This is a genomic window from Lysinibacillus parviboronicapiens, from assembly GCF_003049575.1.
GTDB lineage: Bacteria > Bacillota > Bacilli > Bacillales_A > Planococcaceae > Lysinibacillus > Lysinibacillus parviboronicapiens.
Genome location: NZ_PYWI01000003.1, coordinates 208,431 through 224,390, shown reverse-complemented (window position 1 = coordinate 224,390; position 15,960 = coordinate 208,431). Strand labels below are relative to the sequence as shown.

13 protein-coding genes and 1 riboswitch are annotated in these 15,960 nt (G+C 40.3%); all 13 genes read left to right on the top strand.

Annotated features, from left to right (window positions below; translation table 11 throughout):
* Positions 1 to 118 precede the first annotated feature (118 nt).
* The 13 genes from C9J35_RS05295 (at position 119) to C9J35_RS05230 (ending at position 15,911) form a co-directional block, all read left to right on the top strand.
* The gene (locus C9J35_RS05295; protein WP_107923694.1) at positions 119 to 433 is read left to right on the top strand and encodes a hypothetical protein; all 315 of its coding nucleotides are present in this window, start codon (positions 119 to 121) and stop codon (positions 431 to 433) included.
* Between the two features lie 654 nt (positions 434 to 1,087).
* A complete protein-coding gene (locus C9J35_RS05285) occupies positions 1,088 to 1,522 on the top strand; it encodes a YwiB family protein (RefSeq protein WP_235616202.1) in 435 nt (144 codons plus the stop codon).
* A complete protein-coding gene (gene argS, locus C9J35_RS05280) occupies positions 1,522 to 3,189 on the top strand; it encodes an arginine--tRNA ligase (RefSeq protein ID WP_107923692.1) in 1,668 nt (555 codons plus the stop codon). Before C9J35_RS05285 ends, argS begins: the two co-directional genes overlap by 1 nt.
* Positions 3,190 to 3,452: 263 nt before the next feature.
* Positions 3,453 to 3,842, top strand: a complete 390-nt coding sequence (locus C9J35_RS05275) for a MerR family transcriptional regulator (RefSeq protein ID WP_107923691.1) — start codon at positions 3,453 to 3,455, stop codon at positions 3,840 to 3,842.
* Positions 3,835 to 5,337, top strand: coding sequence for a class I adenylate-forming enzyme family protein (locus C9J35_RS05270; protein WP_107923690.1), 1,503 nt, complete (start codon positions 3,835 to 3,837; stop codon positions 5,335 to 5,337). Before C9J35_RS05275 ends, C9J35_RS05270 begins: the two co-directional genes overlap by 8 nt.
* A gap of 2 nt (positions 5,338 to 5,339) precedes the next feature.
* Positions 5,340 to 7,007: an acyl-CoA dehydrogenase family protein gene (locus tag C9J35_RS05265; RefSeq protein WP_107923715.1), complete on the top strand. Its 1,668-nt coding sequence runs from the start codon at positions 5,340 to 5,342 to the stop codon at positions 7,005 to 7,007.
* Between the two features lie 101 nt (positions 7,008 to 7,108).
* Positions 7,109 to 7,291: riboswitch (cobalamin riboswitch) on the top strand.
* A 230-nt stretch (positions 7,292 to 7,521) separates the two neighbouring features.
* Positions 7,522 to 8,007 (top strand): ABC transporter substrate-binding protein, encoded by a 486-nt coding sequence (locus C9J35_RS05260; protein WP_107923689.1) that lies wholly within the window; start codon positions 7,522 to 7,524, stop codon positions 8,005 to 8,007.
* Complete coding sequence (locus C9J35_RS05255) at positions 8,004 to 9,005, top strand: FecCD family ABC transporter permease (protein WP_107923688.1); 1,002 nt, start codon at positions 8,004 to 8,006, stop codon at positions 9,003 to 9,005. The genes C9J35_RS05260 and C9J35_RS05255 overlap by 4 nt, the downstream gene beginning before the upstream one ends.
* Positions 9,002 to 10,468, top strand: a complete 1,467-nt coding sequence (locus C9J35_RS05250; RefSeq protein WP_107923687.1) for an adenosylcobinamide amidohydrolase — start codon at positions 9,002 to 9,004, stop codon at positions 10,466 to 10,468. Before C9J35_RS05255 ends, C9J35_RS05250 begins: the two co-directional genes overlap by 4 nt.
* Before the next feature lie 5 nt (positions 10,469 to 10,473).
* Positions 10,474 to 11,037, top strand: a complete 564-nt coding sequence (locus C9J35_RS05245) for a cob(I)yrinic acid a,c-diamide adenosyltransferase (RefSeq protein WP_107923686.1) — start codon at positions 10,474 to 10,476, stop codon at positions 11,035 to 11,037.
* A gap of 355 nt (positions 11,038 to 11,392) precedes the next feature.
* The gene (locus tag C9J35_RS05240) at positions 11,393 to 13,618 is read left to right on the top strand and encodes a heterodisulfide reductase-related iron-sulfur binding cluster (RefSeq protein WP_107923685.1); all 2,226 of its coding nucleotides are present in this window, start codon (positions 11,393 to 11,395) and stop codon (positions 13,616 to 13,618) included.
* Between the two features lie 236 nt (positions 13,619 to 13,854).
* Positions 13,855 to 15,060, top strand: a complete 1,206-nt coding sequence (locus C9J35_RS05235) for an acetyl-CoA C-acetyltransferase (protein WP_107923684.1) — start codon at positions 13,855 to 13,857, stop codon at positions 15,058 to 15,060.
* Positions 15,060 to 15,911 carry a 3-hydroxybutyryl-CoA dehydrogenase gene (locus tag C9J35_RS05230; protein WP_107923683.1) on the top strand — a complete coding sequence of 284 codons (852 nt, stop codon included), beginning with the start codon at positions 15,060 to 15,062 and terminating at the stop codon, positions 15,909 to 15,911. Before C9J35_RS05235 ends, C9J35_RS05230 begins: the two co-directional genes overlap by 1 nt.
* Positions 15,912 to 15,960: the final 49 nt, after the last annotated feature.

The window sequence follows — 15,960 nt, the reverse complement described above, 5'->3', positions numbered from 1 at the left end:
GTATAAAAGAGGGAAATCTATCAATGTACAAGTAAACTGATATTTAGTTTTTAGATAAGGTAAGAGTAAAATATATAGATGTAGTAACATTTGAAAATATTAAAGTTGGTGGTCTGTTATGTGGTATGATTCACAAGCTGATTTTGCTAGTGTAATTAGATTTGAAAATAGAGGATTTAATACAAAGCCATACAATTCTTCCCAAAAGGAATATGGTTCAATTGCTTATTATCACTGCTTTTCTTTTATTTTTATAGACGTAACGGATATTGATACTTGTTCCTGTATCTTACCTGTTGGTATAAAACGAGTAGAGCCTCAAATGGACGATACTGTGTGGTCAGGGTGTTTTGCTTTTTTAGAACATTATGATCCTAAAGCACTCGAAAATAGTTTGTTCATTAAAGCTAATCATAAAAAAATGTGGCTTTAATAGACCGCCAAGAGAAAGTATGGGTACGAAATATTAACTATAAGGGAAATAGACTTTTTAAATATGTAGATAATGAGCGCGGATATTATTTGTTGGAGACATGTGATGAACAAGATTGGGTAATAATGAGTGTAGAAAATGCATTAAAAAGGACCCAAAAATCGAAAGAGCATTTTGGTTATTATAGAGAAGAAATTACAGAGATTTACTTAATGGAAGAACAGGTAAAGCGTTTAATAATGTCACCTGTAAGTTGTCCTTTGATGAGTATGAAGGAGTTAATTAGTTGCTTAATAAAGAATAGAGGTGTGTAAATTAAAAAGTAACGGATAGAGCACTAACTCTAAACGTTACTTTTTGTGTTTTTATTTATCACCTGTCAATCACCAAATAAAAAATTGAATCAATTAAGCTCCAATCTTTCATACTCACCTATTCCTGTACACACGCTCGCCGTATTTTATTAGCCCCAATCTAGCCCCAATTGGCCCCAAAATCATGCTTTAATATGCCTTATTTTGCATCGTTGAGGTAACAGAGAACAATATCATAAACGCTGATTTATCAGACTTCAAAGCACTTGTGTGTTGTATTTTGCGTCATTCCTAATATATAATAAAAAGGTTATAGTAAAAAGAATAAAAGGGAGCGTCCATGATGGTGAACGAAGCAAAATCGCAGGTGAACATTAAGCTCATTTCTACGATTCGTCCGATTGATGGCGAGTCCGAAACATACGAAATGTGGTTGGATGGGCATTTATTTGAAAAAGCAGATAATCTGTATTTGAAATATGAAGAGGTGCAGGAAGATAAAACTATCCGCACAACGATGAAGCTAGGTAAGGATCGGGCACTTATTATGCGTGCTGGAGCAGTAAAAATGCGTTTACCACTCAATACTGTTGAACAACAAATGGGACATTATGAAAGTGAATTCGGTTCGATGCCACTCATGACTAGAACGAAAAACATGGCGTTTACAAGGCAAGCAGTAAGCGGAGATTTCTATGTGCAGTACGATTTACTAATGGGTGGGCAATCAGTCGGCAATTATACATTAGACATTACATTTACGGAGGTACAATGATGAACGCAGTAGAACAAGTACAGCAAGCCATTAAAGCAGCGATTGCACTTGCTGTTGAAAAAGCAGGTATAGTCGAAGCTGGCACGGAATTAAATATTCACTTAGAAACGCCAAAGGATAAGGCGAACGGTGATTATGCAACAAACATTGCCATGCAATTAACAAAATTAGCGAAAAAACCACCTCGTGCCATTGCAGATGCAATTTTAGAAAACCTTGAAATAGCAGGGACAGATATTGAAAAAATCGAAATAGCAGGCCCTGGTTTCATGAATATTACAGTTCGTAAAGATTTCTTGGCTGGTGTCGTAACAGCGGTACTAGAACAAGAGGCTGACTATGGTCGTTCGAATGCTGGTGCAGGCGAGAAAGTGCAAGTAGAATTCGTTTCAGCAAATCCGACGGGTGATCTTCACTTAGGTCATGCGCGTGGTGCATCTGTAGGGGATTCATTATGTAATGTACTAGATATGGCAGGCTATGCGGTATCTCGTGAATACTATATTAATGATGCCGGGAACCAAATTAATAACTTAGCTTACTCTTTAGAAGCACGTTACAAACAAGCTTTAGGTATGGATGCGAATATGCCAGAGGATGGCTACCACGGTCAAGATATCATTGACATCGCCGGTAAACTCGCGAATGAGCATGGCGACACAATTTTAGCGAACCCTGATGAACAACGTTTTGCTTTCTTCCGTCAACACGGTTTAGCATTAGAGTTGGATAAATTAAAAACTGACCTTGCAAATTTCCGCGTAAACTTTGACGTATGGTATTCTGAAACTTCATTATATGAAAACGGCAAAATTGAGGTAGCATTAGATAAATTAAAAGCAAATGGTCATGTCTTTGAAGAAGAAGGGGCTACTTGGTTCCGTTCGACAACGTTTGGCGATGATAAAGATCGAGTATTGATTAAAAACGATGGTTCTTTCACATACTTGACACCTGATATCGCATACCATGAAGATAAGATTGTGCGCGGTTTCGATAAGCTAATTAATATTTGGGGAGCAGACCATCACGGATATATCCCACGTATGAAAGCGGCCATCCAAGCTCTAGGGTATGATCGCGAGACACTTGAAGTAGAAATTATTCAAATGGTTCAACTGTATAAAAACGGTGAGAAGTTTAAAATGTCGAAACGTACAGGTAATGCAGTAACAATGCGTGAGCTTGTAGAAGAAGTAGGTTTGGATGCAGTGCGTTACTTCTTCGTGAAAACTGCAGGCGATTCTCATATGGACTTTGACCTTGACCTTGCTGTATCACAATCTAACGAGAATCCAGTGTACTATGCGCAATATGCACATGCACGTATTTCTTCCATTTTACGTTCAGCTAGAGAACAAGGCTTTGCCGCTTCGACTGACAATCTAAACTTATTAACGGCAGAAAAAGAAATTGATTTATTGAAAAAAGTGGGCGATTTCCCGAAAGTGGTGGCAGATGCTGCTAAGCACCGTACTCCACACCGCATCGCAAACTATATTCAAGAAACAGCAGCAGCATTCCACAGCTTCTATAATGCTGAAAAAGTACTAGATGCTTCAAACAAAGAGCTGACAGAAGCTCGTTTAGCGCTTATTACAGCTGTACGTACAACAATTGCAAATGCATTACGTTTAATTGGTGTATCGGCACCAGAAAAAATGTAACTTTAATGTTTAGCCCTCGGCACTATAATGTGTCGGGGGCTTTTTGCATGTAAGTGGCAGATAGCACGGCAAGAGTGACGGATAGAACAGACAAAGTGGCGGATAGATAGCTCACATAACTCTTACATGACTGAAATCACATCAATGGAAGTGTGATATTAATCTGCTTTGTGTAATATTTTATCTAATTATTACGGAAATTTTGTTGAAGTTTACGTTAACGTCAATGATATACTGATGGTAATAGTGAAGGGGGATTGGATTTGAAAACGATACAAGAGGTGGCAAAAGAGTTTCATGTTTCAACACGCACCATACGTTATTATGAAGAACTTGGCTTGCTTAATCCGAGTCGTTCTAATACCAATCAGCGAACCTTTTCAAAAAAGGAAATGGCCAAATTAAAGCTAATTTTTCGGGGCAAGCGATATGGCTTTTCATTGGAAGAAATAAAGGAGATGGTGTTGCTTTTTGATTTTGACCGGACAGGTATGCAGCAATTACAACGGACAGTTACGTATGGAGAACAAAAAATGCAAGAGATTGATGACAAAATAGCTGAACTTCAGCAAATGAAAAGTGAATTACAACAAATGCATGGCATATTTAGTGAAAAATTAACTACTTTAAAGGGAGAGATGCACGATGAATAGTTCGAATTTGTTAGCACGGAATGCCCGAAAGTATGCAAAAAATGAAGCGATTATTTGTCATGGACGCAGAGTGACATATCGTGATTTAGACGAGCAAGTGACACGACTCGGTCATGCATTATTAGAACAAGGCGTAAGACAAGGTGATAAAGTATTAATTTTCATGCCAAATGTAGTAGAGTTTGTTGTCAGTTATTTCGCCATTCAACGAATTGGAGCAATTGTAGTACCGGTTAATGCAAAATTGACTTTACCTGAGGTCGAATATGTCGCACAACATGCCGAGGCTAGAGCGATAATTGCCCATGAAGCAATATTCACATCCGTTGAAAACATTACCTTGGTATCCATCAAAATTAAAACAGGTCAAGTAATGGATGGTTGGTTGAACTATGAAATGCTTATCCAAAATGCAAGTACCCATACAATTGATTGCCAGCTCAACGAAGATGATGCATCTACGATTTTATATACTTCCGGTACAACAGGTAAGCCTAAAGGCGTGCTCTTTAGCTACCGCAATATTTTAACAGTGGCGCAAATGATTGCTGTAGAAATGGAAGTAAAGCCGGAAAGCCGCATACTACTGATGATGCCATTAACACATTCAGCCCCTCTACATTTATTTTTAATGGCTGGTGTGCTTGTAGGAGCAACCAATGTTCTGACACCAATATTTACACCAGATTTATTTATCGATACCATTGAGCAGGAAAAAATAACACACTTTTTTGGAGCGCCGGTGGCCTATTTATTAACTGCACAATCTTCAAGATTGAAAACAGCCGATTTATCTTCAATGAAATGGTGGGTTTATGGGGGCGCCCCGTTATCAAAACATGAAGTTAGTTTCATAGAAAAAGCATTCCAAACGGCTAACTTGACTTGTGTTTACGGCTTAACAGAGGCTGGGCCAAGTGGCTCATTAATGTTCGGAAAGGAACATGTGTTGAAGGCTGGAAGTATCGGTCAGCGAGCGCCATTAGGTACAGAGTTGCGCATTATCAACGACAACGGCGAAGACGTAGCACATGGGGAAGTAGGCGAAATTGTTTTATTTGGTGAAGGGAATATGATGGGCTATTACAAGGACGAGGTGGCTACACAGGCTGCATTCATAGATGGCTGGTTGAAAACAGGAGATTTAGCTCGCTTCGACGAGGACGGCTATATATGGATAGTTGATCGGAAGAAGGACGTTATCATATCAGGCGGTGTCAATATCTACCCGAAAGAAATTGAGGATTGTTTAGTAGGTTACGAAGGTATCTTTGAGGTTGCTGTTATCGGTGCTCCACATCCTCAGTGGGGCGAAACGGTGAAAGCGGTTTATGCCTCGAAGGTAGAAATTAAAGAAGAAATACTCATTGCTTATCTGGAAGAACATCTAGCAAAATATAAAATTCCACGTATTTTTGAACGTGTGGAAGCACTCCCGCGAAATGCATCAGGAAAAATATTGAAGCAATCTCTTAAGGGACAAGAGGTGAGATAATGATGAAGGTTTTACAACAAGAGGAGACTCGGACGTCCAATTTTTTTACAGAAAATGATACTTTGCAAAAAGTATTAGAGTTGATGCTAGATGAAGAGTTCCACGACTATGCAATGCGCGAACTAACTGATTTCGGTGAGCTTTGTGCAGGTGAGATTGATGAAAGAGCAAAGCATACCGACAAAACAGGCGAACCTAGACTACAAAGATATAATGCTTATGGTGAAGAAGTATCGGAAATATGGGTTAATGACGGTTATAAAAGAACGATTGAAGAAACATATAACACAGGGATAGTGGGCTATGTGCATAAGGAGATTCCACAGCTAGGCAGGAAAGGCAATTATGTATATAGCTTTGCACAAGGGTATTTGCTGTCTCATGCGGAGCCAGGTTTCTATTGCCCTGTAACTTTATCGATGGCAACAGCATATTTACTTGACCATTATGCGAGTGATGAAGTAAGGGAGCGCTTTCTACCACATGTTTGTGCAACGGGTGACACGAAGCTTTATGAGGGTGCGACATTTTTAACAGAGCGACAAGGGGGCTCTGATGTTGGGGCAAATGTTGTGAAAGCTGTACATGATGGCAAACAGTTTCGACTATATGGTGAGAAATATTTTGCATCGAATGCAGGGATGTGCGGCGTAGCGATGGTATTGGCACGAATGGAGGACGCACCTAAAGGATCGAAAGGTTTAACGCTATTCGCCGTACCATGGCATCAAGAGGATGGTACGATTAATCATCTACGTATTCGACGTTTAAAGGATAAGCTAGGTGTCAAGGCAGTACCATCTGGTGAAGTCGAGTTTGATGGGGCGTTTGCATATGTTGTAGGTGATCCAAATAAAGGGATTTATTATATGTTGGAGGCACTTAATTTGTCCAGAATATGTAATGCTGTTGCCTCAATTGGCATTATGCGTCGCGGTTATTTAGAAGCTAAGCACTATGTGACAAATCGATATGCGTTTGGACAGCCTTTAACACAATATCCAATGATTCAGGATACGTTAGGAAAATTTGCAGCGAAGCTACATGTAGAGGTGGCAACTGTCTTTGATGTCATTCAATTGTACGATAAGGTAACAAGCGGCCAGGGCAATAAACAAGACATCATTATGAATCGTTTAAATATTGCCATTATGAAAAAAGAAGCAGCCGAGCAAGCGCTGCATTATGCAAGTGAAGCAATTGAACTGCATGGTGGAAATGGCTATATTGAAGATTTTGTCACCCCCCGCCTTTTGAGAGATGCGCAGGTACTCACAGTTTGGGAAGGTACAGCCAATATTTTAGCATTAGAGCTTATTCGTTTAGTGGAAAAGTTTCAGGCACATGAATTGTTTGTTCAAGTTATGCAGGAGAGATTAGCTTCGTTATCTGCTAGTCCATTGCTGCAAATCGTAAGTGAGCAATTAGAAAAATTAGAAGAGAACTTGCAAATCTTCAGTCATCTAGATGAGGCAACTAAAACATTTGACGCTAAAAGGATTGCAGAGAACATGGCACATGTCTATGAAAGTGTCGTAGCCGTAGAATGGGCAGATAGATTTGGTGGTAAATATGAAAAGCTAGCAGATATCTATTTAGAGGATACATGGGCACTGCGTAAAATTGGTGCGCCAATGAAAACTGTGCAATATTTTGCGGAAATCATATAGCTATCGCGAGCCGTCTCAAAGTCCTTGAGGCGGCTTTCTCCATGCAAGACGAGTCCACCTTTTTTATCGTTATATCTTTCTAATTTCATGTATAATGAAATCAACTAAAATATTATAAAGGTTCTTTACTAAGTAAAGTGAAAAGGGAAATCGGTGTAATTCCGATGCGGTCCCGCCACTGTAAGTGCGAGTTTTTTCAATTTACGCCACTGAAAACTTTTCGGGAAGGCATGAAAAACAACTAGCGCACGAGCCAGGAGACCTGCCTTTATAGTGCAACACGTTACAGCCTACGAGGATAGGGTGGTGGATTTTGCGTATGTATTTATGTGCAAACAGCCCCTCATCTTTTGTGATGAGGGGTGTTTTCAGTTTTACAAAGTTTCTCGATAAAATACAAGATTGTGGGCGACAAATTCTCAAAGTTGGGCAATAAGATACGGAAAAGTATCGATAAATCAAGAAAACAGAGCGATTAAATGCGCACAAGCAGGTTCATTAGGGAGGATTCACAGTGAAAAAGTATTTGAAAATAGGGTTGTCTGCATTGCTCGCAATTGGCCTACTTGCGGCATGTAATAGCAAGGAAACGAAAAACGACAATCCTGCAACAGAGCAACAGGCAACTCCGCAAGGAGAGGAAGCTACATTCCCGCTTACAATGACAGACGTTACGGGCAAGGATATTACACTAGAAGCACCACCGGAAAGAATTATTTCCCTCATACCGAGTAATACGGCGGCAGATACGAACGGCTGGTATAAGATCGATGCTGAACAAATCATAGCAAAAAATCCAGATGTTATTGTTGTGACATATAATTATGTACCTGATATTTTAACGAAAATTCCCCAACGTGCAGGCTTTGACACAATTAATGCAGTGAAAAATAAAGCGATTGTACAAGTAGATGAAAATATGATAAGTCGTCAAGGTCCACGTTTAGCAGATGGTCTTGAAGAATTAGCTAAGGCCATCTATCCAGAGGCATTCGAGTGAGTAGAATAGTATTTGCCTATGTAACAGCGATAACGCTTCTAATCATTAGCATCTGGTGTGGCGTATCGATAGGCTCAGTTCATATTCCACTAGAAGTATTGTGGAATAAGGCAGCAGATGAAACGGCTGCCAATATTTTGTGGAAAATTCGAATGCCACGTGTCATGTTAGCAGGACTTGTAGGAGCATCGCTTGCGATTGCAGGTGCGGCATTCCAAGGCTTATTAAAAAATCCTTTAGCTGACCCCTATACATTAGGTGTTTCTTCTGGCGCCTCTGTAGGAGCAGTAATGACACTGTTTTTTGGGATTTCCATTCCGGTTGTAGGTCTGTACGCATTACCGATATTTAGTATGATTGGTGCAGTGTTAACAATGGTAGCTGTTATGACCTTTGCTAGGTTAGTTGACCGTTCACTGAAAATGGAAACACTTATTTTAACAGGCGTTATTTTTAGTTCATTTTTAGGTTCTCTTATTTCGTTAATGATAGCTTTAACCGGTGAGGAATTACGACAAATTATCGGTTGGTTGCTTGGTTCGGTATCAATGCGCGGGTGGCCATACGTACAAATGATTGCACCGTTTGTTGTGATTGGCTCGTTGATGCTATGGACGCAAAGAAGAGAGTTAAATGTTCTTTTATATGGAGAAGAGCGTGCGAAGCATTTAGGCGTCAATGTCAAACGAAGTAAATATTTAATTTTAGCAGGTGGCTCAATGTTAACAGGCGCAGCGGTTGCAGTTTCTGGAACGATAGGATTTGTTGGACTAGTTGTTCCGCATATGACCCGTATGATTTGGGGTTCAGACCACCGTCATCTACTGCCGTTATCTTTTTTTAATGGAGCAACTTTGCTGATTATATGTGATTTGGTGGCACGGACGATTATCATGCCGCGTGAATTGCCAATTGGTGTCATCACTGCGTTTATAGGCGCACCTGTTTTTTCGTATATATTCTATAAGCAACGAAGAAGCAAGGGGGTACGCGTATGATTGTCGTTGAACGTTTATCGGGTGGTTATGAAGGCGTACCGATTGTCAAAGATGTGAGCTTTACAGTTGAAAAGGGCAAAATACTCGGAATTTTAGGACCCAATGGTAGTGGCAAATCGACATTACTGAAGGTAATCAGTGGGATACTCCCCGCAACTACAGGTACTATTTTATTAGACGGGAAAGATATGAAAGCATATAATGCCCGTACATTGGCGAAGAAAATGGCGGTACTGCCACAGCTGCATGCCAATGCATTTTCGAATACAGTGCGTGAAGCAGTATCCCTTGGACGTTATCCTCATCAAACAGGATTCTTTTCGAGTTGGTCAGAGCTAGATGAGCGAGCTGTCCAATATGCGATGGCGCAAACAGGTGTCACACGTTATGAGCATACACCGATGGAGATTTTATCGGGTGGTGAGCAACAGCGTGTATTTGTAGCACAGGCTTTAGCACAAACAGCTGAAATTTTACTGCTAGATGAGCCGACCAATCACTTAGATATTGCCCATCAACGCCAAATTCTAGATATGGTACGAAAAGAAGCACTAGAATGTGGCTTAACGGTTATTATGGTATTACATGACATGAATTTAGCATCACTCTATTGTGATGAATTATTGTTAATGGAAAATGGTTGTATGCGTGCAATTGGTGCGCCGCATGAAGTATTGATTGCTTCGCAAATTGAGGAAGTGTATCAAGCGAGAGTTGCAACTTACGCGCATCCTGAAATTCCGAAACCTCAAATTACGATGATGCCAGCTGCAAGTAAGCATCAGCAACGAGCTGTTATCGTAAAAGAGGATTTTAAGATAACAACAGATTATATTCAATTGAAATCGAATATTCCTTTAAAAACAGTCTCCTCTGCTGTACATAATCCAGGTATTGGATGGTATGACTGCCTAGTAAATCGGTCTGTTGCTGGTGACTATATCATTAAAGATGTGAAGCGCGAGGTCGCGGAGTTTTTACAAAGGGAACACTTTTCATTGACAAGTACAGTAGTAATGTTAACAGCCGTTTCAACAGAGCTCGTTGCACTTAATGAATATAAAGCACCCTTTGGTGGCATATTTGTCGTCGTAACGGCAGGTGTTGGAAAGGCTGTGGATGTGTCACGTACGCATGAAAGACAAGATGAACCATATATTGGTACTATTAACACGTGGGTTGTGATTAATGGGTGCTTATCGGAAGAGGCGTTTTTCCAAGCCATGATGACTGCAAATGAGGCGAAAACAAAGGCCTTACAGTCAGAAAATATTCGGGATGAGCTCACCAATACCATTGCCACTGGTACTGCCACAGATAGTCTGTTAATTGCCGCAACTCAAAAGGGTGCGGAAATGTTATATGGTGGTCCGATTACAGATGTAGGAAAGATTATTGGTAAAGGTGTTTTTGAAACGACAGTGCAGGCAATTCGAAATTATAAAATGAAGCATAGGAGCTGAGTTGAATGAAACTTTACACAAAAACGGGCGATACAGGTAAAACGAGCCTTATAGGTGGACGTGTTGACAAAGATAGCTTACGTGTGGAAACATACGGTGCAATTGATGAATTAAATTCATTTATCGGTAAAGCTGTAAGTGAACTTGATCGTGAATTATTCAAAGATATTTTAGTTGATTTAGAAACGATTCAGCATGAACTTTTTGATGCAGGCGGTGATCTAGCAAATGTCATGAAGGAGCGTCATTATAAACTTGCAGAACAACCGATTGAGGTGTTGGAAACACGTATTGATGCATTGTCGGATGAAGCGCCGCCATTAGAACGCTTTATTTTACCGGGGGGTGCACCAGCAGCTGCCACATTACACATTGCACGTACCGTTGCCCGTCGAGCAGAGCGTCAAATGGTAACGCTGATGAAAGAAATTCCTGATGTACCAACAATTGTGCAAAAATATTTAAATCGCTTATCGGATTATTTATTTGCCGCTGCACGTGTTGTCAATGCACGCTTAAACGTAGCAGATATTGAATATATTCGAAGTGGTAAAGTATTTAAAAAATAGGTAATTTGTGTCAATCCTCTGAGATTCGACTTCATTTACTAGTCTTTGGCGCCCACTGAAACTGTACTTCCGCCGTTTATTTGGGCAACTATAGAGGAGTGGGGTATTTTGACTAGTCATTGTGTTCGCCATTATAAATAAAGATAAAGAGCCACTTTGAAAATTTCAGGGTGGCTTTTTTCCGTATAAAGTGTAAGAATATAAAATTATCAGAAATATTTTTGATTTGTGTTGACTGAATGCTCACTCATTTATTAGAATATGAATATAGTAACAAAATGTCGTACATTTACGCATGAGCTAGCAAATTTAACACAAAGAGAGAAATTACGACAAGCTAAGGGGGGGACCAACCATGAATCCATTACTAATTGCAAACATTATCTTAACAGTCGTGGTTGTGCTTTACGCACTAGGATTATTTTTCTATCTGTTAAAAACACGCTACACGTTTGTACAACTGGGGAAAAAGGTTGAGTTTGATGAAAGTGTTCAAGAACGTATACGTTATTTAATGGTCAATGTATTTGGTCAAAATAAGCTATTAAAGGATCCAAAAAGTGGCTTAATTCATGTCATGTTCTTTTATGGCTTCTTGATGGTACAGTTAGGTGCCATTGATTTAATTTGGAAAGGATTAGCACCAAATTCTCATTTACCACTAGGGGTTTTCTATGGTGTATTCACATTCTTCCAAGAGTTAGTAGTGCTAATGATTTTGGTAGCGGTAGTGTGGGCATTTTATCGTCGATACGTGGAAAAGCTGGTGCGTCTAAAACGCGGTTGGAAAAATGGTCTCGTATTAATTTTCATTGGCGGTTTAATGGTATCAACATTATTTGCCAATGGTATGGGCTTGATTTGGCATGGGGAAGGCTTAACTTATACGGAGCCTGTAGCATCAGCAATCGCAGCTATCTTTGGGTTTTTACCAGCATCTGTAGCAGCAGGTATTTTCTATGTAATGTGGTGGGCACATTTATTAATCCTATTAACATTCCTAATTTATGTACCACAATCGAAGCACTTCCATTTAATTGTGAGTCCGATTAATGTGTACATGAATCGTTTAGATCGTACGGGAACATTAACACCAATTGACTTTGAGGCGCTTGAAGAAGCAGGTGAAAATGCAGAAAGTGAAGATGATATTCCTGCGATAGGAGTTGGACGAATTCAGGACTTTACGCAAAAGCAAATGCTCGATTTATATTCTTGTGTAGAATGTGGTCGTTGTACAAATATGTGTCCAGCAACTGGAACTGGAAAGATGTTGTCACCAATGGACTTAATCGTCAAGCTTCGTGATCATTTAACATTTACAGGTGCGGTGGTCACAAAACAAAAACCATGGGTTCCTTATCAGTTCTTCGCCAATACAAAGGGCAATCAGTTGGCGATGGCAGCTGGTGCTGAGGGTGCCATTATTGAGGATATTTATAGTCCGTCGTTAATCGGCGAGGTGATTACCGAAGAAGAGATTTGGGCATGTACGACTTGTCGTAACTGCGAAGACCAGTGTCCAGTCATGAATGAGCATGTCGACAAAATTATTGACTTACGTCGTTATCTAACAATGACAGAAGGAAAAGTAAATCCAGATGCACAGCGCGCGATGACAAACATTGAACGACAAGGTAATCCTTGGGGACTAAACCGTAAAGAAAAAGAAAACTGGCGTGATCTTGATCCAACTATAAATATTCCAACAGTGAAAGAATTGAAAAAATCAGGCGAAGAAATGGAGTATCTATTGTGGGTAGGCTCAATGGGCGCGTTTGATAATCGTTCACAAAAAATCGCATTAGCTTTATGCCGTCTATTAAATGAAGCTGGCGTGAAGTTTGCAATTTTAGGTAATAAAGAGAAAAACTCAGGAGATACACCACGTCGTCTAGGGAATGAGTTTTTATTCCAAGAGCTGGCGACTGCAAATATCGATGAGTTCGAAAAAAATGATGTGAAGAAAATAGTTACAATTGACCCGCATGCATACAATATTTTCAAAAATGAATACCAAGATTTCGGCTGGAAGGGTGAAGTCTATCACCATACAGAGTTATTAAATCAATTGATTGAAGAAAATCGACTAGCTATGAATTACGAAGTTGATGAGACAATCGTCTTCCACGATTCTTGCTACTTAGGTCGTTATAATGATGTGTATGACGCACCGCGTGAAATTCTTCGAGGTATCCCAGGCGTTAAGCTGGTGGAAATGGAACGCAATCGTGAAACAGCAATGTGCTGTGGTGCCGGTGGCGGATTAATGTGGATGGAAGAGCATGTTGGAAATCGTATTAATGTAGCGAGAACTGAGCAAGCTTTGGCTACAAATGCATCCGTGATATCTTCTGGTTGTCCATATTGCTTAACAATGCTTGAGGATGGTACAAAGGCTAAAGAAGTAGAGGATACAATTAGTACATTCGACGTTGCAGAATTATTAGAGCGTTCGGTTTTCGGTGAAAAAGTGAAAGTTGCTGAAGTGGCAACTGAAGAGGGTACTGAAAATGTTAATGAAGATGTGCTAGAAGAAGTGGTGGCTTCTGTGGATACTATGGTAAGTGATGAGAAATAACAACTAAACGATAAAATAATATAGTTATTGTAGAAATATTTTTGTTATCTGAAAAATATAAATTGCACAATAATTAATTGTTTTGTAGAATAAGATTAAATGGAAATGGGAGTTGGTTAAGGACTCCCATTTTTCATCGAGAAGAGTCGAGCGAGCGTTCAGTCAACTATGGGGGTTGGGAAAAGAAACGAAATCGATTCCTTCATCGAGAACGTAAAACAAAAGGGGTGTTTTACTTGAATAGAGCGGTAATTTTAGCAGGAGCAAGAACGGCATTTGGAAAATTTGGAGGAGCACTAGCACCTCTCAATGCAAGTGATCTAGGGGCAATAGCCGTTAAAGGGGCACTTGAGAAGGCAAATATTACGCCAAATGAAGTGGATGAAGTAATTTTAGGCACAGTTTTACAAGGTGGTCAGGGACAAATACCATCAAGACAGGCTGCGTTAAAAGCCGGTTTACCGACAGCGGTGAAAACAGAAACGATTAATAAGGTTTGTGCGTCGGGAATGCGTGCAGTAACGTTAGCAGATCAGCTAATTCGTTTAGGGGACGAAGAAGTTATTATCGCTGGCGGTATGGAATCTATGTCAAATGCACCTTACTATTTAATGAATGGACGCACAGGTTTACGCATGGGTGATTCTACAATGATAGATGGTATGTTGTATGACGGTTTAACATGTGCCTTTGATCAGGCAAGACCGCATATGGGGAGTTATGGCAATGCGACAGCGACTACGTTCTCGTTAAGCCGTGAGGAACAGGATGCCTGGTCTGTGCGCAGCCATGAACGGGCACTCGGGGCGATTGAAAAAGGCTACTTCGCAGAGGAAATCGTACCTGTGGAAATACCACAGCGTAAAGGGGAACCACTCTCAGTGAGTACCGATGAGGCACCAAGAGTTGGAACATCAATGGAAGCGCTTGCTAAATTAAAGCCAGCCTTTGATAAGGACGGCACAATTACAGCAGGAAATGCACCTGGAGTGAACGATGGCGCCTGTGCACTTGTAGTAATGAGTGAGGAACGTGCAGCACGTGAAGGTAGAAAGCCTCTTGCCATTATCATCGGCCATGAGGCGCTCGCACTTGAGCCAGAAAATTTCCCACAAACACCAGGGCTAGTAATCAATAAATTACTAAAGAAAACTGGGAAAATAATAGCAGATATTGATTTAATCGAAATTAATGAAGCATTCGCAGCAGTAGCTCTTGTTAGCAATCAGCTAGCGGAACTAGATGCGGAGAAGGTCAATGTCAACGGCGGCGCAGTTGCGCTAGGTCATCCAATAGGAGCTTCTGGAGCACGCATTATTTTAACACTCGCATATGAATTACAACGCCGAGGCGGCGGAACCGGCATTGCTGCCATTTGCTCTGGGGGAGGGCAAGGCGATGCAATCATGATTGAAGTACCAAAAACAGGGGGACATGAATGATGGGAATTCAAAAAGTAATGGTCATTGGTGCTGGTCAAATGGGTTCAGGGATTGCACAAGTTTGTGCGCAAGCGGGCTATGAAGTCAAACTTAATGACATGAAGCAAGAGTTTTTTGAGCGTGGATACGGTGTTATTTCTAAAAATTTAACACGTGATGTTGAAAAAGGTCGTAAAACAGAGGATGAAAAAGCGGCAATTCTTGCTCGTATTACGATGTCACTAGATTTACAGGATGCGAGTGATGTAGATATTATTATCGAGGCAGCTGTTGAAAACATGGAAGTGAAGCAATCCATCTTTCAACAATTAGACAAGATTGCACCGGCACAGGCCATTTTAGCAACGAATACATCATCTCTACCGATTACTGAAATAGCAGCAGTAACGAACCGTCCTGAGCAAGTAATCGGTATGCACTTTATGAATCCAGTACCGGTTATGAAGCTTGTCGAAATTATTAGAGGTTTAGCAACGTCAGATGAGGTATACAAAGCCGCTGAAGAAATGACCGTGAAATTGGCGAAAACACCTGTCGAAGTAAATGATTTCCCAGGCTTTATTTCAAATCGAATTTTGTTACCAATGATTAATGAGGCAATTTATGCTTTATATGAAGGGGTTGCATCAAAAGAAGCAATTGATGATGTCATGAAGCTTGGAATGAATCATCCAATGGGACCATTAACATTAGCTGACTTTATTGGTCTGGATACGTGCTTGTCGATCATGGAAATTTTACATGAGGGACTAGGGGATAGTAAATACAGACCGTGTCCATTGCTACGCAAATACGTAGCAGCAGGCTGGCTAGGTAAAAAATCAGGAAGAGGCTTTTACGTTTACGAATAATCCTATGGGGATGGGATGATTCAACACAAATGTAATGCTATGCGACAAC

Excerpts from the sequence above, each read along its gene's own strand:
- C9J35_RS05230 (WP_107923683.1), top strand. The coding sequence starts at position 15,060 with ATGGGAATTCAAAAAGTAATGGTCATTGGTGCTGGTCAAATGGGTTCA.
- argS (WP_107923692.1), top strand. The coding sequence starts at position 1,522 with ATGAACGCAGTAGAACAAGTACAGCAAGCCATTAAAGCAGCGATTGCA.
- C9J35_RS05270 (WP_107923690.1), top strand. The coding sequence starts at position 3,835 with ATGAATAGTTCGAATTTGTTAGCACGGAATGCCCGAAAGTATGCAAAA.
- C9J35_RS05285 (WP_235616202.1), top strand. The coding sequence starts at position 1,088 with ATGATGGTGAACGAAGCAAAATCGCAGGTGAACATTAAGCTCATTTCT.
- C9J35_RS05240 (WP_107923685.1), top strand. The coding sequence starts at position 11,393 with ATGAATCCATTACTAATTGCAAACATTATCTTAACAGTCGTGGTTGTG.
- C9J35_RS05245 (WP_107923686.1), top strand. The coding sequence starts at position 10,474 with ATGAAACTTTACACAAAAACGGGCGATACAGGTAAAACGAGCCTTATA.
- C9J35_RS05295 (WP_107923694.1), top strand. The coding sequence starts at position 119 with ATGTGGTATGATTCACAAGCTGATTTTGCTAGTGTAATTAGATTTGAA.
- C9J35_RS05265 (WP_107923715.1), top strand. The coding sequence starts at position 5,340 with ATGAAGGTTTTACAACAAGAGGAGACTCGGACGTCCAATTTTTTTACA.
- C9J35_RS05250 (WP_107923687.1), top strand. The coding sequence starts at position 9,002 with ATGATTGTCGTTGAACGTTTATCGGGTGGTTATGAAGGCGTACCGATT.